The 20206-nt window shown below is 68.8% G+C and carries 21 protein-coding genes; 7 read left to right on the top strand and 14 right to left on the bottom strand.

Translation table 11 applies throughout. The annotated features are described in order from the left end of the window. Window positions 1-68 precede the first annotated feature (68 nt). Both BKN51_RS18395 and BKN51_RS18390 read left to right on the top strand, forming a co-directional pair. Window positions 69-1043: a TerC family protein gene (locus tag BKN51_RS18395; protein ID WP_101608814.1), complete on the top strand. Its 975-nt coding sequence runs from the start codon at window positions 69-71 to the stop codon at window positions 1041-1043. Window positions 1044-1073: 30 nt separating this feature from the next. Continuing rightward, window positions 1074-3035, top strand: coding sequence for a S9 family peptidase (locus BKN51_RS18390; protein ID WP_101608813.1), 1962 nt, complete (start codon window positions 1074-1076; stop codon window positions 3033-3035). A gap of 81 nt (window positions 3036-3116) precedes the next feature. Here the strand turns inward: BKN51_RS18390 and BKN51_RS18385 are convergent, their stop codons facing one another. The 3 genes from BKN51_RS18385 to BKN51_RS18375 all read right to left on the bottom strand — a co-directional run bounded on the left by BKN51_RS18385 (window position 3117) and on the right by BKN51_RS18375 (window position 5776). Beyond that, window positions 3117-3773 carry an RES family NAD+ phosphorylase gene (locus BKN51_RS18385; RefSeq protein ID WP_007028108.1) on the bottom strand — a complete coding sequence of 219 codons (657 nt, stop codon included), beginning with the start codon at window positions 3771-3773 and terminating at the stop codon, window positions 3117-3119. 96 nt (window positions 3774-3869) lie between these two features. Beyond that, on the bottom strand, window positions 3870-4451 hold the full coding sequence (locus tag BKN51_RS18380) for a DNA-binding protein (protein WP_101608812.1): 582 nt from the start codon (window positions 4449-4451) through the stop codon (window positions 3870-3872). Window positions 4452-4795: 344 nt separating this feature from the next. Next, window positions 4796-5776: a LacI family DNA-binding transcriptional regulator gene (locus BKN51_RS18375; protein WP_101608811.1), complete on the bottom strand. Its 981-nt coding sequence runs from the start codon at window positions 5774-5776 to the stop codon at window positions 4796-4798. A 127-nt stretch (window positions 5777-5903) separates the two neighbouring features. Here BKN51_RS18375 and BKN51_RS18370 point away from each other — a divergent pair, with 127 nt between their 5' ends. Continuing rightward, window positions 5904-7391, top strand: coding sequence for an FGGY-family carbohydrate kinase (locus BKN51_RS18370; RefSeq protein WP_101613299.1), 1488 nt, complete (start codon window positions 5904-5906; stop codon window positions 7389-7391). On the opposite strand, the gene BKN51_RS18365 is transcribed toward BKN51_RS18370, so the two are convergent. Beyond that, entirely contained in the window at window positions 7358-8050 is a 693-nt protein-coding gene (locus BKN51_RS18365) for a helix-turn-helix domain-containing protein (protein ID WP_101608810.1), read from the bottom strand. The two genes, BKN51_RS18370 and BKN51_RS18365, sit on opposite strands and share 34 nt — an antisense overlap. Window positions 8051-8282: 232 nt before the next feature. On the opposite strand from BKN51_RS18365, the gene BKN51_RS18360 reads away from it, so the two are divergent. Beyond that, complete coding sequence (locus BKN51_RS18360) at window positions 8283-8768, top strand: MmpS family transport accessory protein (RefSeq protein WP_101608809.1); 486 nt, start codon at window positions 8283-8285, stop codon at window positions 8766-8768. A 23-nt stretch (window positions 8769-8791) separates the two neighbouring features. Here the strand turns inward: BKN51_RS18360 and BKN51_RS18355 are convergent, their stop codons facing one another. The 5 genes from BKN51_RS18355 to BKN51_RS18335 are packed head-to-tail and all read right to left on the bottom strand — an operon-like array spanning window position 8792 to window position 15434. Beyond that, window positions 8792-9478: a histidine phosphatase family protein gene (locus BKN51_RS18355; protein WP_101608808.1), complete on the bottom strand. Its 687-nt coding sequence runs from the start codon at window positions 9476-9478 to the stop codon at window positions 8792-8794. 19 nt (window positions 9479-9497) lie between these two features. Beyond that, window positions 9498-11366 (bottom strand): Na+/H+ antiporter, encoded by a 1869-nt coding sequence (locus tag BKN51_RS18350; protein WP_174720551.1) that lies wholly within the window; start codon window positions 11364-11366, stop codon window positions 9498-9500. Window positions 11367-11406: 40 nt separating this feature from the next. Beyond that, window positions 11407-11802, bottom strand: coding sequence for a VOC family protein (locus tag BKN51_RS18345; protein ID WP_101608807.1), 396 nt, complete (start codon window positions 11800-11802; stop codon window positions 11407-11409). A 5-nt stretch (window positions 11803-11807) separates the two neighbouring features. Beyond that, window positions 11808-12275, bottom strand: coding sequence for a helix-turn-helix transcriptional regulator (locus BKN51_RS18340; protein WP_174720426.1), 468 nt, complete (start codon window positions 12273-12275; stop codon window positions 11808-11810). Window positions 12276-12335: 60 nt separating this feature from the next. Further along, complete coding sequence (locus BKN51_RS18335; RefSeq protein WP_168214345.1) at window positions 12336-15434, bottom strand: glycosyl hydrolase 2 galactose-binding domain-containing protein; 3099 nt, start codon at window positions 15432-15434, stop codon at window positions 12336-12338. Between the two features lie 160 nt (window positions 15435-15594). On the opposite strand from BKN51_RS18335, the gene BKN51_RS18330 reads away from it, so the two are divergent. Continuing rightward, complete coding sequence (locus BKN51_RS18330) at window positions 15595-16080, top strand: NUDIX domain-containing protein (RefSeq protein ID WP_101608806.1); 486 nt, start codon at window positions 15595-15597, stop codon at window positions 16078-16080. Here the strand turns inward: BKN51_RS18330 and BKN51_RS18325 are convergent. The 3 genes from BKN51_RS18325 to BKN51_RS18315 form a co-directional block, all read right to left on the bottom strand. Then, window positions 16073-16465, bottom strand: a complete 393-nt coding sequence (locus BKN51_RS18325) for a YchJ family protein (RefSeq protein WP_101608805.1) — start codon at window positions 16463-16465, stop codon at window positions 16073-16075. The two genes, BKN51_RS18330 and BKN51_RS18325, sit on opposite strands and share 8 nt — an antisense overlap. A gap of 13 nt (window positions 16466-16478) precedes the next feature. Beyond that, window positions 16479-16856, bottom strand: coding sequence for a DUF1801 domain-containing protein (locus BKN51_RS18320; RefSeq protein ID WP_101608804.1), 378 nt, complete (start codon window positions 16854-16856; stop codon window positions 16479-16481). A 172-nt stretch (window positions 16857-17028) separates the two neighbouring features. Beyond that, window positions 17029-17259 carry a hypothetical protein gene (locus BKN51_RS18315; RefSeq protein ID WP_233224259.1) on the bottom strand — a complete coding sequence of 77 codons (231 nt, stop codon included), beginning with the start codon at window positions 17257-17259 and terminating at the stop codon, window positions 17029-17031. Window positions 17260-17299: 40 nt separating this feature from the next. Between BKN51_RS18315 and BKN51_RS43150 the strand changes: the two genes are divergently transcribed. After that, window positions 17300-17521: a hypothetical protein gene (locus BKN51_RS43150; RefSeq protein WP_102906642.1), complete on the top strand. Its 222-nt coding sequence runs from the start codon at window positions 17300-17302 to the stop codon at window positions 17519-17521. Window positions 17522-17608: 87 nt separating this feature from the next. Further along, the gene (locus tag BKN51_RS18310) at window positions 17609-18406 is read left to right on the top strand and encodes a DUF1684 domain-containing protein (RefSeq protein WP_174720425.1); all 798 of its coding nucleotides are present in this window, start codon (window positions 17609-17611) and stop codon (window positions 18404-18406) included. Here the strand turns inward: BKN51_RS18310 and BKN51_RS18305 are convergent. Together BKN51_RS18305 and BKN51_RS18300 are read right to left on the bottom strand one after the other, a co-directional pair. Beyond that, entirely contained in the window at window positions 18388-19383 is a 996-nt protein-coding gene (locus tag BKN51_RS18305) for a BtrH N-terminal domain-containing protein (RefSeq protein ID WP_101608803.1), read from the bottom strand. The two genes, BKN51_RS18310 and BKN51_RS18305, sit on opposite strands and share 19 nt — an antisense overlap. After that, window positions 19380-20183: a MerR family transcriptional regulator gene (locus tag BKN51_RS18300; protein WP_101608802.1), complete on the bottom strand. Its 804-nt coding sequence runs from the start codon at window positions 20181-20183 to the stop codon at window positions 19380-19382. Before BKN51_RS18300 ends, BKN51_RS18305 begins: the two co-directional genes overlap by 4 nt. Between the last annotated feature and the right edge of the window lie 23 nt (window positions 20184-20206).

Genomic DNA, 20206 nt, shown 5'->3' with positions numbered 1-20206 from the left:
CCGGTCTCGTACCGGCGGAAGAGACCTCCGGTTAGTTGCTGCTGTGCACTATCCGGAGGGTTGGTTACATGTCTGTTCCCCTGTGGCTATGGATCGCCACGGTCGGTGGTCTGCTCGCGCTGATCGCACTCGACCTGGTCATCGTCGATCGCAAGCCGCACGAGGTCACCACCGGCGAAGCCGCGCGGTGGGTCATCTTCTACGTCGCCGTGGCCGTCGCTTTCGGCATCGGTGTCTGGATCTTCGGGGGACACGACCCCGGCGTCGAGTTCTTCACCGGGTACATCACCGAGTACTCGCTGAGCGTCGACAACCTGTTCATCTTCATGATCATCATGACGTCGTTCAAGGTGCCCGCGATCCACCAGCACCGCGTGCTGCTGATCGGCATCCTGCTCGCGCTCGCCATGCGCAGCGTGTTCATCGCCGTGGGCGCCGCGCTGATCGCGCAGTTCGTCTGGGTCTTCTTCCTCTTCGGCGCCGTCCTCATCTGGACCGCGGTCAGCATGGTCCGCAACAAGGACGAGGACGAGGAATACGAAGAGAACGCGCTCACCCGCTGGGTGCGCAAGCTCTTCCCGGTCACCAACGAGTGGCACGGCCACAAGTCGTTCGTGAAGAAGGACGGCAAGCGCTGGATCACCCCGATGTTCCTGGTGATCGTCGCGATCGGCAGCGCGGACCTGCTGTTCGCCGTCGACTCGATCCCGGCGATCTTCGGTATCACGCAGGAGGCCTTCCTGGTCTTCACCGCCAACGCGTTCGCGCTGATGGGCCTGCGCCAGCTGTACTTCCTGCTCGGTGGCCTGGTCACCAAGCTGGTGTACCTGTCTTACGGCCTCGCGGTGATCCTCGCCTTCATCGGCGCCAAGCTGTTCCTGCACGCGCTGCACGAGTACCACGTCGTGCCGGACTGGCTGGACATCAACAACTGGGTCTCCCTGGGTGTCATCGTCGTGGTCCTGACCGTGACGACGGTGGCCAGCCTGTCGAAAGCGAAGAAGCTGGAAGCCGCTGAGCGGGAGTCTTCAATCAGTAGTTAGAGCTGCTAAGGATCGGGTACCGTCGGGGCTGTGCGTCCCGTTGACATCGAAGCCCTGACGGTCCCCGGCATCCCCGCGCTGCGCGGCGACCTGCTGCTCACCGCGGTGAGCAGGCCTGATCTGAAGACGAACAGCTACCGCGGTGGCCTGCGCAGGGTCGATCCGCGCGGTGGCGGGGAAGGGCCCTGGACCCACGGGACCAAGGACTCCGCCCCCGTCATCTCCCCGGACGGCCGGTGGGTCGCCTTCCTCCGGGCGGGGGATGGCTCCGGGCGCGAGGCCAAGCCGCAGGTGCACGTGATCGCGGCGACCGGCGGTGACGCGAAGCGGATCACCGACCTGCCCCTCGGCGCGGGCACCCCGGTCTGGGCACCCGATTCCCGCCGGATCGCCTTCGTCGCCCGCGTGCCCGAGCCGGGCCGCTACGGCACGGAGAACGCCGACGGCGAAACCCCGGAGCCCGCCGAAGAAGCGCCGCGGCACATCACGAACCTCTTCTACCGGGTCGACGACGTCGGTTTCCTCAACGACCGTCCACAACGTCTGTTCGTCGTGGACGCCGTCGCCGCGCTGGACGAGGCCGCGCCCGCAGACCTCACGCCGCTGACCGACGACCGCGCCGACGTCGAGCATCCCTCCTGGACGGTCGACGGTGAGTTCGTCCTCGTCGTCGCGCCCCGTGACTGGGCGGTCGAAGACACCGTCCGCTCGGACGTCTACGCCGTGCCCGCCGGAGGTGGCGAGCCCCGGCTGCTGGTCAGGACCCCGGGCAGCGCGGCCAGCCCGGTGTCCACTCCGGACGGTGCGATCCTGTTCTACGGCACCGAATTCCCCGGCATGGAGGAGATCGCCCGCAACACCGGGCTCTGGCACGCGCCGTGGCCTTCCGGTGACGAGCCGTCGTCCGCGCGCCGGCTGACCGACGTCGAAACGGTGGACTGCGACAACGCGGCCGGCCCGCCCGCCGTCCTCGGCGACGAGGTGCTCGTCGTGGTCCGCACCCGCGGCGCCGCCGAGTTGCGCGCCGTTCCGCTCGACGCCGAACTGGCCGAGCTGAAGTCGTTGCGGTACCTGGCTGGCGAGTTGGCCGCGGTGAAGTCGTTCGCCGTCGACGGCGCGCGGATCGCCGCGGTGATCGGGACGCCCGAGAGTTCCGGCGACGTCGTGCTCCTGTCGGACGAGGAACCCCGTGTGCTCACGGACTACTCGAAGACGTTGCGGGACATCGGGATCCGGCCGCTGGAAGAACTGGACGCGACCGGGTCCGACGGCTATCCGGTGCACGGCTGGATCGTCCGGCCCGAGGGCGACGGACCGCATCCTGTCGTCCTGATGATCCACGGTGGCCCGTTCGCGCCGTACGAATGGAAGGTCTTCGACGAGGCGCAGGTGCTCGCCGCGGCGGGGTACGCCGTCGTCCTGGGGAACCCGCGCGGTTCCGCGGGCTACGGCGAGAGCCACGGTCGCAGCATCGTCCGCGGCTTCGGCACCGTGGACGCGCAAGATCTGCTGACACTGCTGGACGAAGCGCTCAAAATGTCCAATTTGGACAGTGATCGCGTCGGTGTGATGGGTGGTTCGTACGGCGGCTTCATGACCAGCTGGCTCGCCGCGCACCACGGCGGCCGGTTCCGGGCGGCGTGGAGCGAGCGCGCCGTCAACGCCCACGACTCGTTCGTCGGCAGCTCGGACATCGGCTGGTTCTTCGCCGGCGGCTACATCGGCGACGATGTCGAAGAACAGCGCAAGCGCAGCCCGCTGACCTACGCGGAAAAGATCGACATCCCGTTCATGGTCGCGCACTCCGAGCAGGACTGGCGGTGCCCGCTGGAGCAGGCGCAGCGGATGTACGTGGCGCTGCGGCGCGCCGGGGCCCCTGCCGAGTTCCTGCTGTTCCCGGGCGAGGGGCACGAACTCACGCGCTCGGGTCAGCCGCGGCACCGGGTGCAGCGGTTCGACGCCGTGCTGCAGTGGTGGGCCCGTCACCTCTGATCTTCGGGTCACCGAATGCTATGAAGGGGACTTTCATTGCAAAATTTGCGATGAAAGTCCCCTTCATAGCGTTGATCGCTGTCAGCTCAACAGCGTGTAGTTCAGCTCTTCGCACACCCGGCCCAGCGGGACGTCGAGCCCCGGGTGGTCCAGCGGGAGCAGCACGTCCGGCGCGACCGGCAGCGAGTTCCCCGCCGGGGGGTCCCACAGCGCGAGCGCGGGCCCGCCGGAGTCCATGGACGACCGGTACCAGACGCCGTCGAGGTCGCCGAAGGCCGCGCGGATGGCGCGAGCCCAAGCCTGGGTGATCTTCTTCGGCCCGCTCGAGATCTCCTGCGAGGCGCCGACCCGGGTCGGCCACAGGCCGGCGAGGTCGAGCAGCCGCAGCGTGCGGGTCGGCCGGACGACGACGAGGCGCGGGCCGCGGGATTTACGGTCGACCGTCGACGTGGTCTGGAAGACCTCCGCGATGCTGGTGCGCACGGTGAGGCCGAAGTACAGGACACCGTTCCCGGGGTCGGTGACCGGGCGCCCGCCACGACCTGGGGTCTGCGGGTCGAAGCGGCCATGGGGGAGCGGGCCGCTGTAGCGGAACGAATTCCACTGCTGGGGGTGGTTGCCGTGCGCGGTGAAGATCCTGACCAGCCTGGTGCCGGGATGCACCGTCACCACGTCATTGGTGCGGTGCAGCTCCTTGACCAGGACAGAGCGTGCGGGCGGCAGGGGGAGCCGGGCCATACCTCGGGAGTCGTCCGTCCTTGTCGGGTGATCTTGCTCGGTGGGGTCAGCCTACGGCCTGCCCCCGACTGAAATTTTCCGTCGTCGGGCAAAACCTCAGAACGGGGAACCGAGAGTGGCCACCAGCCTCGCGACATGGTCGGGGTCGCCGCCGGAGAGCAGCCATTGGCGCGGGGTGGCGGGGTGTTCGTTGATCACCAGATCGGACTGCGGGGTGCTCATGAACGCGGCGACGACGAGCGCGGGCTGGTCCTCGGGGACGGCGCGCAGCACGACCTCCAGGCCGGGCAGCACCCCGGAGCCGGTGAACTGCCAGGCGGGCAGCCGCCAGCCCTGGTCCTTCCAGCCGGTGAGCCTGCCCTCCTTCAAGCGGTGGCGGATGCGGCTGTCGTCCACGCCCAGTGCTTTCGCCGCTTCCAGCACGCTCAGTGCCGAATCGGCGAGTACGGCGTGCGCGGCGACCGTGCGGGCACGGAAGTCCGGTTCGTCCTCGCTGCGGGGGGAGATGTCCAGGCCGACGTCGGTGAGCGCGGCACGTTGATCCGCCGAGAAGTAATGCGATGGATCGGGGTTCGGCGGGGAAAGCCTCCGCGCCGCGTCCTCGACGAGGTTCAGGAACTCGTTGGCGTCGACCTTCAGGCCCGCCTTGGCGAGAACGTTCTCGAGCGCAATGGACATAGCGCCTAGGGTAACGCGTCTGTGCGGGTTCGTGCGGTCTCATCTCGGTTTCGTGGGGGAATTCACCAGAAACGAACACAGAGCGCACGGGATCACACACGCGCAGTAGGCAATATCGGAACAGTGTGCCCGGATCGGGCGACCTTGTCCAGGGATCCCGGCTTGACAGGTCGTAGGGGGGAACTTACCTTCCGAAAGGTAATCGATTTCTTCCCACCGCTTCGGAGAACCCGGCTGGTATGGGGCCGGCTTGGGGGAACAAGGGGGTGGGGCGTTCCTGGGCGGCCGGCGCGAACCGGTCGCCCAGGCACGTCGTTCATCCGGGATCTCAGGCTTCTCCAGGGTCAGCTGCGCCGTGAACTCCGGCGCACGATCAGCTTCGCCTGCAGCGTGGTCGTCGTGGCCTTGCGCGTGCTGTCGCCGATCCGGGCGAGCAGCAGCTCGGCGGCGACCTTGCCCACCTCGTTCGCGGGCTGGGCGACCACCGTCAGCGGCGGATCGATCAGTGTCGTCCACGGCGCGTCGTCGAAGGACACGATCCCCACGTCTTGTCCCGACCGCAGACCGCGCGAGGCCAGCGCTTCCAGGACGCCGATCGCCATCGTGCTGTTGCCGACCAGCAGCGCGTCCGGCGGCTCCGGCTCGTCGAGCAGGCTGAGCGCGGCGAGCCTGCCGCCCTCGGCGCGGAACTCGGCACGCCGCGTGAGCGCGTTCTCCACGCCGACGGCGTCGGTGTACCCGGCCAGTCGGTCTTCGGCCGTGCGCACCCCGGGCGGCCCGCTGACACAGGCGACCCGCCGGTAGCCGCCGTCGATCAGGTGGCGTGTCGCGTCGCGGGCGGCGAGCCGCGTGTCGACGAGCACCTGGTCGCCGGTGTTCTCCAGCAGCGGCCGGTCGACGGCGACCACGGGCGTGCCGCGCTGGGTCAGCCTGTCGACGTTGGTGGCCCGGCCGGTGGGGGAGAGCACCACGCCGGCGACCCGTTCCTGGAGGGCGACGTCGATGTAGCGCCGCTCCTTCTCCTCGTTGTCGTCGGCGTTGCACAGCACCACCGAATAGCCCGCCGTCTGCGCGATGTCCTCCACGCCGCGGGCGATCGCGGTGAAGAACGGGTTCTCCACGTCGGAGATGATGAGCGCGAGCACCGCGGTTTCCTGACGGCGCAGGTTCCTCGCGAGCCCGTTCGGGTGATATCCCAACTCCGCGGCGGCGGCCTGTACCCGCGCCGCGAGTATCGGGTCCACAGTGGACTTCCCGTTGAGCGTTCTCGACACGGTCGCCGTCGAAACCCCGGCCTTCGCCGCCACGTCGTTGATGGTGGCCACCGTGACCTCCCCTTCTGCAGGTGTCTTGACACCTTCGCACGGGAAGAATAGCTTGACCGACAATCGTTACCATCCGCTGATCGCGCTACTCGCGCTTGAAAGTTCGCGCTGGGACTCCGGAGGTGCCGTGGGGGACCCGGGCCTGGTGCTCGGCATCGACATCGGCACCTCGAGTTCCAAAGGTGTCCTCGTCGATTCCCGGGGAACCGTGCTGGCACGAGCATTCCGGCGGCACGACACCTCCCGGCCTCGTCCCGGCTGGTTCGAACACGACGCCGAAACCGTGTGGTGGCAGGATTTTCTCGTCCTGGCCAGGGAACTCTCGGCAGGAGCCGGGGATCATCCCATCATCGGAGTCTCGGTCAGCGGGATCGGGCCGGTGCTCCTCCCGGCGGACGCTTCCGGAAAACCTTTGCGCCCGGCGATCCTTTACGGCGTGGACACCCGCGCTCATGACGAAATCCGTGAGCTGAACCGGGAATTCGGTGAAGAATCCATTGTGGAACGCGGTGGCAGCGCGCTCGGCTCGCAAGCCGTCGGGCCGAAATGGCGCTGGCTGGCCAAGAACGAACCGGACGTGTTCGAAAGCGCGAAGCTGTTCCTGATGGCGAGTTCGTTCCTCGTGCTGCGGCTGACCGGTGAGTACGTCCTCGACCATCATTCCGCGAGCCAGTGCGATCCGATGTACGACCTGCGCGAGGCCAGGTGGGCACCGGACCGGGTCGCCGCGATCGCGCCGGGCATCGAGCTGCCCAGGCTCGCGTGGCCGACCGAGGTGGTCGGTTCGGTCACCGCCGAGGCGGCCGCGGAAACCGGCCTGCCGCAAGGGATCCCGGTGACGGCGGGCACGATCGACGCCTGGGCCGAGGCGACGGGTGCCGGGGTCACCTTGCCCGGGGACACGATGCTGATGTACGGCACCACGATGTTCCTGCTCCAGGTGCTCGCCGATCCCCGCCCCGGCCAGGGGTTGTGGACGACCCGCGGCGTGTTCCCCGGCACCTACTCACTCGCGGCGGGCATGGCCACGTCCGGCGCGATCACCGACTGGCTGCGCGAACTCACCGGCGGCGAGTTCGGGGAACTGGCCGCCGCGGCGGGCGAGGTCCCGGCCGGCAGCCGAGGATTGCTGATGCTGCCGTACTTCGCCGGAGAACGGACACCGATACCGGATCCGGACGCACGCGGCATCATCGCCGGGCTCACCACTTCCCACGGCCGCGCCGATCTCTACCGCGCGGCGCTGGAGGGCACGGCGTACGGAGTGCGGCACAACCTCGAAGCCATGCGGGAAGCCGGTGGCGGCACGCGGCGGTTCGTCGCCGTCGGAGGCGGGACGCGGGGCGGTGTGTGGACGCGGATCGTCAGCGACGTCGCGCGGATCGACCAGGAGATCCCGGCGGAGACCATCGGTGCCGCGTTCGGCAACGCCGTCCTCGCGTCCGTCGCCCTGGGCCGGGAACCGGATGTCGAAGCCTGGAACCCGGTCGCCGAGGTCGTCCGCCCTGGCGCGGACGCCGAGGTCTACGACGAGTTCTATCCGCACTATCGCGCGCTTTATAAGTCTACAGTGGACATAGCTCACTTTTTGGCGCGGAAGAACTCCCTCGCCTGAACCCCGGCGAACTCGCGGCAATCCCGGCTCAGGTGGGCTTGATCGGCGTAGCCCGCCGAGAACGCCAGCGAGGCGAGATCCGGCGCCGTCCCGGCGAGTCCGATGGCGCGCTGGAACCGCGTGACACGCAGATACGTCGCCGGGCCGTAGCCGACCGCGAGGGTGAACCGCCGCCGCAGCTGCCGTTCCCCGGTGGTGAACGTCTGCAGCGCGACGGAAACCCGCGAGACGCCGCCGTCGAGCCTGGCGATCAGCTCCGCGATCTCCCGGTCGCCTCGTCCGGTCCGGTGTTCCGCGACGAGGTCGGTGAGTGAGGCGGCACCGCAGAGCACGCGCTCGGTGAGCAGTGCGCCTTCCTTGCCCCAGAGGTCGCCGAGGGGGACGCGCTGATCACGCAGCTCGTCGGCGCCCAGCCCCAGGACGTCGCCCGCCCTGCCCGGCGCGAACCGCACTCCGCGCGCCCGGACGCCGGACGGCGTGTCCCAGGTCCAGGCCGTGGTGTCCGGTCCGGCGACGAAGACCTCGCCCCCGCTCGCGACCAGGTCGACGCAGCCGTCGGGCACGATCCGCTTCGGCGCCCGGCCCGCGTCTTCCCACAGGCAGCGCACCACGCCGCCCAGCCCGGCGGGTGCCGTCGTCTCCCGGTACACGGTTGCCATGATGCCCCGGGGGTACGACAGGAATCGAGCCAGGCATATCACTCAAAGTGAGCTATCCGGCTCACCGTGTTTACGCCGATCGTCCGATGACCAGGTACTCCGCTGTCTTCAAGGCACCCAAAAGGGTGAATATCGGGTTTCTTCCCGATAACGGCTAACGCGGAGTCACCTTGGAGCGAGAAGTAGACGACGCACTCGTTGGAAGTGCGCTCGGACGAGAGAAGACCTCTCCATGGGTGTTCCCATCGCGACCCCTCCGGCATCGGCGCCGGGACAGGGTGCCCCGGGCAGGCTGAAGCCGCTCGGGTCCGTCGTGGTCGTGCTGGGCGTGATGGCCGTCGCCGTCACCCTGACCAGTTATGTGCTGCCGAAGGCGTCCAAGCCGGTGCAGAACCCGCCCGCGCCGCAGGTCGAACAGGCCGCGGCCGCCGTGCGCACCGTGACGCACTCGGTCGTCTACGAGCTTTCCGGTGCGAAGGGCGCCCAGAACGTCACGTACGTCGCGCAGGGCTCCGAGCTCATGCAGAAGACCGAAGTGACCGCGCCGTGGAGCACCACCTTCGAGCGCGTGGGCCAGGAAGGCCGCGACGAGTTCTACAGTCTCTCCGCGCAGGGCACGGGCAGCGGCGCGTTGCGGTGCCGGATCCTCGTCGACGGCGAGGTCGTCAGCGAACGCGCCGCCCCCGCTGCGGGCGTGCCGGTGACCTGCACGTCCTGAGCGCCTGGTCGCGGCGGGCCGGATCAGCCGAAAGGCGACTGAAGATGCGAAGTGTCGTTGAACCGCCGCACCATCCAGTTGTCGCCCGACACCACCAGGTGTGAGATCGAGCCGTTGTCCGCCCCGAGGAACGCGAACCGGTTCTTCGCGGCACTGGCCTGCGCGAAAACCTCACCGATGACACCGCCGTGGGTGAACACGGCGATCCTCCGGTCCGGGTTGGCCGCGGCGAGCCTGCCGATGGCGGCCCTGAGCCTGCCGCCGAACGCCTCCATCGTCTCCGCGCCGGGGATGACGTCCCAGCGCTGTTCCCGCCACAGCTTCTCGACGATCGGGTGGCCTTCGTGGGTGTAGCGGCGGAAGAGCCCGTTCTCCCAGTCGCCGAGGTGGATCTCCCGCAGGTCGGCTTCGACCTCCGGCGCGAGCCCGAGCTTCGCCGCCAGCGGCGCCGCGGTCTGCGAGGTCCGGCGCAGCGTCGTCACGTACAGCGCGGAGATCCGCTCGTCCGCCAGACGGCGCCCGACCCGTTCGGCGTGGTCCCTGCCCTCCGGCGCGAGGTCCGGATCGGCTTGCCCGTCGACCAGGTCGAACGGCGAGTCGCCCTTCGCCGGGGCCGACTCACCGTGGCGGACGAGGAAGATCTCGGTCGATCCCGGCGGGGGAGAGAACCGGTGCTGGCGGTATTCGATCTCCTGCTCTGGGGTGCTCATGTACGCCGACGATACCGAGCTAGCCCAGCTGTTTGTCGACGAAACACCAGCGCCAGGTCTCGCCGGGCTCGTGGCTGCGCATGACCGGATGCAGGGAGTCGTGGAAGTGCTCGGTCGCGTGTTTGCCCGGTGAGGAGTCGCAGCAGGCGACGTTCCCGCATTTGACGCATTCGCGGAGGTGGACCCAGGTCATCCCGTTCTCGACGCAGACCGCGCACACGTCGGGCGAGCTGGGTTCGACAGCGGGCCATTCCTTCGTCAGATGCTTGCAGGATCCCGCCGTCGCGGCGGGGGTGCGCAGTTCCCGATCGGAGTCCGGCACGGTCTCCTCCTCCCTGTCCAACATGGATTCCTCGATGTCGAGGCGTTCGAGGATCCGGCGCAGGACATCATCATCGGCCATCCCCGAGTCGCGCGCCTCCAGGAACTTCTCCCGCTCGACTTCGAGCAGTCTCAACCGCAGGCGGCGATAGGCGTCGCTCGGCGTTTCGGTCAGCGCGCTCTGCCTGCCGAGCTCTTCCCACGCCGAGTCGGAGCGGTGCTGGAGCCTGCTGCGCAGCCGCTCGACGATGTCGTCCGGATCCTCGGGGGTCCGGATCTTCTCCAGCTCCTGGAGTGCCGCCCGCGTCATGTCGTTGATGACGGCGGCCTCCTGCAACGCGTCCTCGGCGGGATCGGGAGGGGGCAGTTTCAGGCGCCGGACCAGGACCGGAAGCGTCGTGCCGTGCAGCAGCAGGGTTCCCGCCACCACGACGAACGCGACCAGGACCAGCACGGCCCGTTGCGGGGTGTCCGCCGGCAGCACGAACGCCGCCGCGAGCGTGACGACCCCGCGCATCCCCGCCCAGGCGATCACCGTCGAGTACCGCCAAGGCCAGGCGTGACGGCGGAACACCCGTCGCGCCAGGCCGATGCCGATCATCCAGACGACACGGGTGAGGATCGTCGCGGCGAGGGTGGCGAAGCAGATCAGGACGAGCTGGAGCGCGCTCAGCCCGCTGTCGCCGACCTCGGTCATGATCCGGCGGACCTGCAGCCCGATCAGCAGGAAGACGATGTTCTCGAGCAGGAACTGGATGGTCTGCCAGTTCAGCCTGCTCGCCAGCCGGGAGCGGCCCGAAAGCATGCTGGGCGCCTTGTGCCCCAGGATCAGGCCCGCGACGACCACGGCGATCACCCCGGAACCGTGGATCGCCTCGGCGGCCAGATAGGCGACGAACGGGACCACCAGCGAAAGCGCGGTGTCGCTGACCGGATCCTCGAGCCGAGTGCGGATCATCGCGGCGAGCGCGCCGACGGCGAACCCGATCACCAGACCGCCGCCCGCGGCGAGCAGGAAGTCCCCGCCCACCTGCAGCAGGCTGACCGAACCGGCGATGGCCGCGATGGCCGTCCGCAACGCGACCAGCGCGGCCGCGTCGTTGAAGAGACTCTCGCCCTCCAGCAGCCGGGTCAGCTTGCGCGGCATCCCGACCTTGCGGGCGACGGCGGTGGCCGCGACCGCGTCGGGCGGGGCGACCACCGCGCCGATCGCGAGCCCGGCGGCGAGCGGCAGGCCGGGGATCACCAGCCACGCCACGACGCCGACCGCGACCGTGGTGAAGATGACGAGACCCACCGACAACAGCAGGATCGGCCCGCGGTTGCGGCGGAAGTCGATCAGCGAGGTGCGGATCGCGGTCGCGTACAGCAACGGGGGCAGCAGCCCCAGCAGGACGACCTCCGGGTCCAGTTCGTACTCCGGGACGCCGGGGACGTACGAGGCGACGACCCCGACCGCGATCAGGCACAGGGGCGCCGACCAGTCGAGTTTCCGCGCCGCGGCGGTGACCAGGAGGACGGCCACCACCAGTGCCACGAGTTCTACCGCGATCTCCACGCCGCTCATCATCACCCGAGAGCCCCGGTGCGCGCGCACCGAGGCCCGGCTACCTCTGTTCGATACGCACCAGGGTGCCGGCCGGGTCGCGGAAAGCGCAGTCGCGGACGCCCCAGGGCTGGTCGAGCGGCTCCTGGACGACGTCCGCGCCGGTCGCCTGGATCCGGTCGAACGTCTCCGTCAGGTCCCGCGTGGCGAGCACGATGGTCGCGTAGCTGCCCTTGGCCATCAGTTCGGCGATCACGGCGCGTTCCTCGCCGGTGATCTCCGGATCGGCCGCCGGGCACCGGAGCACGATCGACGTCCCCGGCCTGCCCGGCGCTCCGACGGTCACCCGCAGCGGGCTTTCGTCACGCACTTCGAAGCCCAAGACGTCGCGATAGAAGGAAAGCGAGGCCTCGAGATCGTCGGCGGGGAGGAAGGACGAGTGAATCGAGAGGGTCATGCGAGTCAAGGTAGGTCGGGACGCGGGGAAGCCGCTTCTCTATTCCTGATCGGCCGCATGACCTGCTTGACGACGCAGCCGGGCATGCCGCGGCCTTCTTCCACCGCCTGCTTGCGATAGACGCTCGGCGAGATGCCGACCAGTTCGGAGAACCGGGTGCTGAACGTGCCCAGCGACGAGAAACCGACGTCGAAACAGACCTCGGTGACCGACATGTCCCCGCGCCGCAGCAGCATCATCGCGCGCTCGATCCGGCGGGTCATCAGGTAGCTGTAGGGCGATTCGCCGTACGCGGCCCGGAACTCCCGGCTCAGATGCCCGGCGGAGACGTGCACGCCGCGCGCCAGCGCCTCGACGTCCAGAGGCTGCGCGTAGTCGCGATCGATCCGGTCGCGGACGCGTCGCAGCATGGCGAGGTCGCGCAGGCGCGGGCCTGGGTCACGCTGTCCGGTCACCCGGAAAGCGTAACCCACGCGCAGACGCCGAAGGCCCCCTTCGCCGGGCGGCGAAGGGGGCCTCGGGCGGTTTCCGTACTAGAGGGTGATCTTGTCCACGTTGGGACCGCCGTTCGCCGTGGTGGCGACGGCCCTGATCTTGTTCACCCCCGCGGCCAGCGTCACCTTGACGGTCTTCGTCGTCCAGTTCGGCCAGGCCCCGGTGCCGCCGAAGCCGACACCCGACGCGCTGACCGTGCCGTTGACGGAGAAGTCCAGCGGCCGGTTCGCCGTGGTGCCGTTGGCGTACCGGACGACGACGTCGTAGGTGCCCGCGGCGGGCGCGGTGACCGTCCACTCGACCGAGCTGCCCGCCACGTTGTCGTAGTTGACGAACCCGGTGCCGGTGAACCCGGCGTGGTTGGACTCGACCGCGCCGTCGACGACCGTGGCGTCCTCCGCCTGGTAGTCGACCGGGTTGTTCGGGCCGGGGCCGGAGCCGTCGGCGGGAACGGTCTGCGTCCCGGTGTTCCAGCCGGAGACCCGCACCGAAGGCTTGGAGCCCTTGAGGTCGGCGGTGCGGTACTTCGCGGTCAGCGTGGTCGTTTCACCCGGCCACAGGCTCACCGCGTTGTCGTTCCATTCCACCGGGAGCACCGGTTTGCCCGCGGAGTCCACGACCTTCGAGTCGACGTAGAACGCCGGGAGCTTGCCGCCCGAGGTGTTCTTCAGCGTCACGGTCGTCGTGGTGGTGCCGTCGGATCCGGCGACCGATTTGGCCGTCGCGCCGACGGCCGACTGGCCGAGGTTCTTCAGGCCGGACAGATCGGCGTAGGCCGACTGGGGCGTGTAGTACCAGTCACTGCCGGCCCAGTTCAGCGTGTCCGCCTTGGTGGAGAGCCAGTACACGTTCCGGCTGACCTCCTTGCCGGAGGAGTCGGTGAGCACCAGCTTCGCCAGGTAGGTCGTCGACAGCCCGCTCACCGCCGGGACGGTGACCGCGGTGGCCTTGGCGCCCAGCGCCCCGACCGACACCCCGGTCTTGGTGTTGCTGTACTTCTCCGTGCCGTCGAGGTTGTACAGCTTCGTGGTCGCCGTCAGCCCGCTCACCGCGTTCGACGTCTGGTTGATCACCACGACCGAGCGATTGTCGTGCGAGTACTGGATGTGCAGGGGCTCGTTGGCCTTCTTCGCACCGTAGTAAGCGCCGTTCTGGTCCATGTAGGCGTCGAACAGCTGCCAGTGCAACGAGGTCCACGGGCTGTTGAGCATCCAGTAGATCAACCCGGTCGACGGGTTGGTCGAGTCGGTGTAGTTGCGCGAGTGCGACTCGAACTCCGCACGCACGTTCTCGTACTGCGCGAGCTGGGACTTCCGCACGAAGTCGTTCAGGTCCGCCGGTGCGCCGTAGCGCTTGGTGAGCGCGTTGCCGAAGAGCTTCAGGTTCGCGAAGGTCGTCGACGAGGAACGGTGGTACTGCGGCGCCGACGGGTCCTTCCACATCGTTTCCAGCTCGCTCGGCGACATCATGCGCTTCAGCGTGTCCATCGTCGGGATGTCGACGCCGGCACTGGTCTCCGAGTTGAAGTTCCAGGCGCCACCACGGTCCTTTTGCGACTTGTCGTACCAGTAGACCGGCGGGACGTAGTCGTACGGGCCGTTCATCTTCATCCCGGAGGCGCCCGTGATCGGGGACGGCCTCTTCGACGCCGACGGGATCACCGGGAGGGTGAAGTCGGCGGCCTTCATCGCGTCGAGGTAGCCCTGCTCGATCCGCTTGTCCGGCGCGAAGTCGCTGCCGATGTGGAAGGAGACGACGCTCGGGTGGTCACGCAGGCGCTCGGCTTCGGAGAACATCGAAGCCTTGGCGATCGGGTAGTCCGATTCGACCCAGGGCTCGCCCTTTTCCTCGCCGTTGACGTGGCCTTCCCATTTGTCGCAGCATTCCCAGCCGGGCATGGTCAGCACGCCGAGATCGTCGGCCAGGTCGAAGAACTCGTCCGGCTCGATGTGGCCTTCCAGCCGGACCGTGTTGAGCCCGAGGTTCAGCACGTACTTGAGCTTGTCGGCCGCCGCGGTCTCGTTCCAGCGCAGGAACAGGTCCGGCGTGTAGCCGCCGCCCCTGATCAGCAGTGGCTTGCCGTTGACGCTGTACTGCCGTCCGCCGCTGGAGTTCAGCGGCGCCTTGACGTCGCGGACACCGAACTTCGACTTCGAGGTGTCCGACGGCGCGCCGCCGACACTCGCCGTCAGGTCGAGGGCGTACCGGTGCTGGCCGCCCATCCCGGCGGGCCACCAGAGGTTGGGGTCGTCGAGACCGACCACGCCGAAGGTGACGGTCTTGCGCTCCTTGGCGGCCAGTGAGACGGTCTGGCTGATCGGCTTGCCCGCGACCGTGCCGGCGACGGTGGCCTGCACCGCGTTCGCCGAGTCGTTGCGGACGTCGGCCTTCACCGTGAGGTCCGCGTGGTCGAGCGAGGAGTTCAGCTTCTGGACCACGTGCGCGCTGCGCAGCGCGACCGGGCCGCCGCGGCGGACGAGGACGTCACGCACGATGCCCATGTTCTGGTCCGGCGGGGTCTGTGCCCAGTCGATCCAGCCCATCGAGAGGTCGTTGTTGGGGTCGTTGGGGTAGACCTTGAACGCGACGCTGTTGACGCCCGCGCGGACGTGCGCGGTGATGTCCAGGTCGTGGCGGGTGTAGGCGCCGTTGACCTGGTCCTTCGTCGCGATCTTGGTGCCGTTGACCCAGACGTCGGCCTTCGAGAGCACGCCGCTGAAGTCGAGATAGGTGCGCGACGACGTGTCTTCGACGTTCAGGTCGGTGCGGTACCACCACGGCACGGAGAACTGCGCCGCCGGGACGTTCTTCATGTTCGTGGAATAGAAGGGGTCGGCGTACTTGCCGTTCTGCAGCAGCCCGGCGTAGACCGTCGACCGCGACGACACCGGGTACCAGCCGGAGGTCGGGAAGCCCGGCTTCGACACCGCCGAGTCATCGCTGACCTGTGCCGAGGACTGGATCACGAAGCCGGGGATCGGGGTGGCGTTGCCCGCGGCGGCGCCGACGGACAGCGGTACGGCCACTTCGGCGCCGGTGGCGGCGGGAGCGGTGGTCACCCCGCAGACCGCGGCGGCCAGCGCGGTGACGGTCAAGGCCAGTAACGGGATCCGGGTTCTCTTCTGCCGAAAACTCACGAGCGCGCCTCCTTGGGCACACGGCGGCGGACCTGGGCGGAAATCGTTAAGAAAGTTCCCTAACAATGTTGGGGGAGATAGTAGCCGCCACTTCACGCGGGGAACAGACCCTTGCACCGGGTTCGTCAGCCGTGCCGGTGAGCCGAGTAGTGTCCCGGCGGTGGAGCTGCTCCCGTTCGACGAGTACGTACGGTCCCTGAACCGGAAGCGGATGGCCGCCGGTGTCCTGTTCCGCGACGACGCCGACCGGGTCCTGATCGTGGAGCCGTCCTACAAGGAGGACTGGGAAATCCCAGGTGGCGCCTGTGACGAAGACGAACCGCCGTGGCGCACCGCGGAGCGGGAGATCGGCGAGGAGCTCGGCATCACCCGCCCGCCGGGCCGGCTGATCGCCATCGACTACCTTCCCTCCGACGAGCGGATGCCTGAAGGCCTCACGTTCGTCTTCGACGGCGGGGTGATCACGGACGAGGACCTCGCCGGGTTCGTCTTCGCGGACTCCGAAATCGTGTCAGCGGCCTTGGTGTCCTTGCCGGAGGCGGCACTGAAATTGAGTCCTCGTCTCGCGCGGCGAGTCTCCGCGGCACTCGGAGCCGCCCGGTCCGGCGGTCTCGCCATCTGCGAAGGTGGCCGCCCCGTCAGCTGACGGGTGCCACGTAGCTCCACTGTCCGTCGACGCGGACGAAGGCACTGTTCTCGTGCATGCTGCCGGGACGGCGATCCTGCCGGTAGTGGGCCCGGAACTCCACGGTGCCCTCGGCCTCGAGCAGGCCGCCGCCGGTCTTGCCGAGGATCTCCAGGAACGTCCAGCGCTGTCCCGGGTCGAGCTCGAGATCGGCGGGACGGGTCTTCGGATGCCAGGTCTTCGTGAGGTAGTCCGTGTCGCCGACGGCGAACGCGCTGAACCGCGACCGCATCAGGAGTTCGGCTGTCGGCGCTGTCGCGGTTCCCCGGTGGAAGCGGCCGCAGCAAGCGCCATAGGGCTCGCCGAGGCCGCACGGGCAGCGGGATTCGTCGGTGATCGCGGGCACGTCCGCGATTGTGTCATCGCGGGGCGGCGGCGCTTTCGAGGTCCCGTGCCTGCTTGAGCCAGCCGGTGAACAGCTCGGCGTCGATGTCGTCGGCCGAGCGCAGCTTGACGTGCGCCATCTCCCGCGCGCTCGCCTCGAGCCTGCCGGACGGGTCGTCGACGAGCTGTCCCTTCCAAAGGGCGAAAGTGACGTACGACGAGTACGCCTTCATCAGGCAGACGAGGTTCTTCCCCGCGGCTTCGCCCGCGCTCCAGGTCGGGGAGGCGTGGTACATCGCCTCGATGGAGCCCGGCAGGGCGGCGTTGACGATCGGGCGCAGCGCGATGGCGACCTCGCGCAGGTTCTCGGGCAGGGCGGCGATGTAGTCGTCGACGTTCGCGAACTTGGCCATGACTGGATCCCTTCGGTCGGTGTGCGCTCAGCTAACCGTCCGAAGGTTCGAGTTGTCAAGACAAAAAAATTATTCGGTGGACTCCGTGTCGTCGAGCACACTCCATCAGCGGAAGTCGCGGGCACGGGTCGCCGCGACCGGATGCTGCCTGCCGCGGAGTTCGCGGCGTTCCTCAGCGTGGGATCCCCGCCGCCCGTAGGATCTCGTTGCACCGGACCAGATCCTTGTGCTGGAAGACGATCAGCGCCGAATGATCGCGGCGGACCGGCAACCCGCGGACGGCGTCGACCAGCGCGACGGGAAGCTCTCGCGAGGTGCCGCGCCAGGTGTCGGTGGTACCGCCCGCGCTGGCCGACTCGGCCGCGCGCAAGGCGACCCCGTCCGCGCCGTCGAGGTCGTCCACCCGGTTCGTCGCGTCGAAGCGGCTCCAGGCCCGCCCCGCGATGGTCGCCGACTTCCGGGCCGACAGGGACGGCTTCCTCGACGCCCAGCTGATCCGGGTCGACGACGAGACCTGGCTCGACGTCGTGTGGTGGCGGTCCTCCGAGGACTTCGCCGCGTCGCGGGAGAAGGGGGCGAACCTGCCGGGGATCAAGGCCTTCTTCGCGCCCATCGCCGAGCTGGTCTCCGCGGAGGAAGGCACCACCGAGGACTACCGAGCCTAGGGTCCGCCCACATGCCGGGACGGGAAATAACTCCGCCCACAGTCCGTTGACCTGGGAGAACGAGCAAGGTCACGGAAGGGATCGGCGATGACCACAAGCCTGGAGACGTTCACGCAGGACTGGCGAGGCTGGAAGGCTCAGCGCGAGCGCGATCTCGCCGACCCGCTCGGCTGGCTCGCCCTGGTCTCGCTCGACTGGCTCGAGGACAAGCCCCGCGCGTACGAGGGGCTGCCCGGCGTGTGGTGGCAGGACGCCGACGCGGCTTACCTCGACCCGCAGGGAGCGGACCTCTCGCACGACGGTGAGCGGGTCACCGGTGTCCGCCGCTTCGAGCTGGTCAACAGCGGTGCGACCACCCGGGTCGTCGCCGGGGACATCGAGATCGAGGTCGCGCGCCGCGGCGGGTACCTGATCCGCGCCCACGACCCGAAAGCGCCGGTGCTGAACGCTTTCCGTGGCGTCCCGGCGTACGAGCCCGACGCGGCGTGGGTGCTGTCCGGCACCTTCGAACCCTTCGACGAGCCACGGCCGACCACGGTCGGCGCGGTCGTCGAAGGACTCAGCCACGTCTATGTCTCCCCGGGCATCGTGCGCTTCGAACACGACGGCGTGGAGCACACGCTCACCGCGTTCAACGGCAAGAAGGACGGCCTGCTCATCCTGTTCACCGACGCCACGAGCGGAGTGACCACTTACGCGGCCAACCGGTCGCTCGAGGTGCCCGCTCCCGCCGAGGACGGGGCCGTCGTCCTCGACTTCACCCGCGCGCTGAACCTGCCGTGCGCGTTCACCGACTTCGCGACCTGCCCCCTGCCGCCGGCGGGCAACGAACTGTCGTTCGCAGTGGAAGCGGGGGAGAAGCTGCCTTACGAGCGGCTGGGCTGAACCGTCGCGAGCGCCGTCATCGCCTCCTGTTCGCGCTGAGCCAGTTCGGACAGGATGGCGGAGGCGTCGGTCAGGTGCCGGGTGTCGCCGGTTTCCCCGGCCCGCGTGCACAAGCGCGCGACCTCGGTCCACAGTGGAGTGATCTCGCGGTACTTCTCGCCGGCCACTCGGAGACCGGCGTCGTCGACGAAAGCCGCGCACTCTTCGAGAAAGTCGCGGTAGATCCGGCGGAAGAGCGCGCCGCCGGTCCCCGCCCGTTCCATCAGGACGGCGGCCTGCGGGAGGTCGCGGGCCGGATCACTGCTGCGGTCCAGCCATTTCCTCACCTGGACGGCGGCCTTGCCGATCCCGCGATAGCCGAGGTTGGCGATGGGCGGGTTCAGGAACTCCGCCGCGTTGGCCCGCACGGCCGTGCGGACGATGTCGGAAAGCGGTTTGGGAGGTGCGTCCGCGGTGATGGTGAACGAGCGGTTCTTCGCCGTCATGGGGCCTTTCTCGCCGCGAGCGCGCTCCAGGCTGGCCAAGGACGTCGACACCGCACCACCCTGCTGTGCGGTGTCGACCAGGAAGGCACGTTCCTCGTCGTAGCCGTACAACGCGGCGAAGTGCCCTCCAAAGTGGACTTTCGACGTGAAGTACTCGAGATGGTACGAGTCGAGCTGCAAGCCGACCGGGGCACCGGCGTCGAGCTGCTCGGCCACGTTCCGCCAGGCGGTGCGCGCCGACGTGGTCTCCTTCACGCGCAAGGTCAGTCCGAGATGCCCGGTCAGTTTCCCCGTGATCTCGGCGGGTTTGCTGCGCCCGCCGAGGAAGGGGAACGGCAGGTTCTTCCCGTCCCAATATATGAAGCCCAGACCCTCGCCGAGCCCGAACAGCATCGGCTCGGACAGTTCGATCCCGGCGTGCCGCAGAAGGACGTCGAGAGTGCTGGTCTCGCAGTGCTCGCCGCCCGTGGTCTTGATGCCGTCGAGGATCACGCGGTCACCGGCCAGGCGATCTCGGTGCGGTAGGCCTCGGGCGCGACCGACGGCCCGGGCGCCACCAGGTACAGCTCTTCGGCGGGCCCGGCCGGGACGCGGTCGCGTTCGGCGATCCAGCGGCCCAGCGATCGGTAGGCCGTTTCGACATCGTCGTAGGCACCCTCGTGGATCGTCGCCGCGAGCAGGCCACCGGGGAGTTCGGCGGAATCGATCTCGCCATCGTCGCGCACTGGCCCGTCCACCGGGACGAACAGTTCGACGGTCAACTCGTCGGGATCTTCGGTGAGGTAACGGGTCCCGGGCGGCCCGGACAGGGCGACGCCTTGTGCGTCGACCGCCGCGAACAGCCGCGCGTACGCGGGACCGATCAGTTCGGCGAGACCGCTCAGCGGGGTCCGGATGCGCAGGCGGGCGATCGGCTGTGGTGCGCGCACACGCTCGTAGACATGCAGCCACCGCGTCGGCTCGGCGAGGACCGAGTCGAGTTCGCCGCTGATCGCCGCGAGTTCCGCGGCCCGCGCCACCACTCGGTCGTGATGCCGCTTGATCGCGGCCTTCACGTCGTCCGGGGTGCCCGCGGCGAGGATCTCGGCGATCTCCGCCAGCGGCACCTCCAATTCCCGCAGCCGCCGGATCAGGCTCGCGGCGGCGAACTGTTCGAGCGAGTACCGGCGGTATCCGCTGCCGGGGTCGATCCGAGCGGGTACCAGCAGCCCGAGCCGGTCGTAGTTCCGCAACGCGCGGACCGACAGCCGGGTGGCGTGCGCGAACACGCCGATCGGCATCAAGGTCGTCATGGGACCAGCCTGAACCCTCTCCC

Origin of the sequence: Amycolatopsis sp. BJA-103 (assembly GCF_002849735.1) — a bacterium.
Classification (GTDB): domain Bacteria; phylum Actinomycetota; class Actinomycetes; order Mycobacteriales; family Pseudonocardiaceae; genus Amycolatopsis.
This window is presented reverse-complemented; position numbering and strand designations above follow the sequence as displayed.

Excerpts from the sequence above, each read along its gene's own strand:
- BKN51_RS18395 (WP_101608814.1), top strand. The coding sequence starts at position 69 with ATGTCTGTTCCCCTGTGGCTATGGATCGCCACGGTCGGTGGTCTGCTC.
- BKN51_RS18385 (WP_007028108.1), bottom strand. The coding sequence starts at position 3,773 with ATGGCCCGGCTCCCCCTGCCGCCCGCACGCTCTGTCCTGGTCAAGGAG.
- BKN51_RS18380 (WP_101608812.1), bottom strand. The coding sequence starts at position 4,451 with ATGTCCATTGCGCTCGAGAACGTTCTCGCCAAGGCGGGCCTGAAGGTC.
- BKN51_RS18365 (WP_101608810.1), bottom strand. The coding sequence starts at position 8,050 with ATGGCAACCGTGTACCGGGAGACGACGGCACCCGCCGGGCTGGGCGGC.
- BKN51_RS18360 (WP_101608809.1), top strand. The coding sequence starts at position 8,283 with ATGGGTGTTCCCATCGCGACCCCTCCGGCATCGGCGCCGGGACAGGGT.
- BKN51_RS18355 (WP_101608808.1), bottom strand. The coding sequence starts at position 9,478 with ATGAGCACCCCAGAGCAGGAGATCGAATACCGCCAGCACCGGTTCTCT.
- BKN51_RS18350 (WP_174720551.1), bottom strand. The coding sequence starts at position 11,366 with ATGAGCGGCGTGGAGATCGCGGTAGAACTCGTGGCACTGGTGGTGGCC.
- BKN51_RS18345 (WP_101608807.1), bottom strand. The coding sequence starts at position 11,802 with ATGACCCTCTCGATTCACTCGTCCTTCCTCCCCGCCGACGATCTCGAG.
- BKN51_RS18320 (WP_101608804.1), bottom strand. The coding sequence starts at position 16,856 with ATGGCCAAGTTCGCGAACGTCGACGACTACATCGCCGCCCTGCCCGAG.
- BKN51_RS43150 (WP_102906642.1), top strand. The coding sequence starts at position 17,300 with ATGGTCGCCGACTTCCGGGCCGACAGGGACGGCTTCCTCGACGCCCAG.
- BKN51_RS18310 (WP_174720425.1), top strand. The coding sequence starts at position 17,609 with ATGACCACAAGCCTGGAGACGTTCACGCAGGACTGGCGAGGCTGGAAG.
- BKN51_RS18300 (WP_101608802.1), bottom strand. The coding sequence starts at position 20,183 with ATGACGACCTTGATGCCGATCGGCGTGTTCGCGCACGCCACCCGGCTG.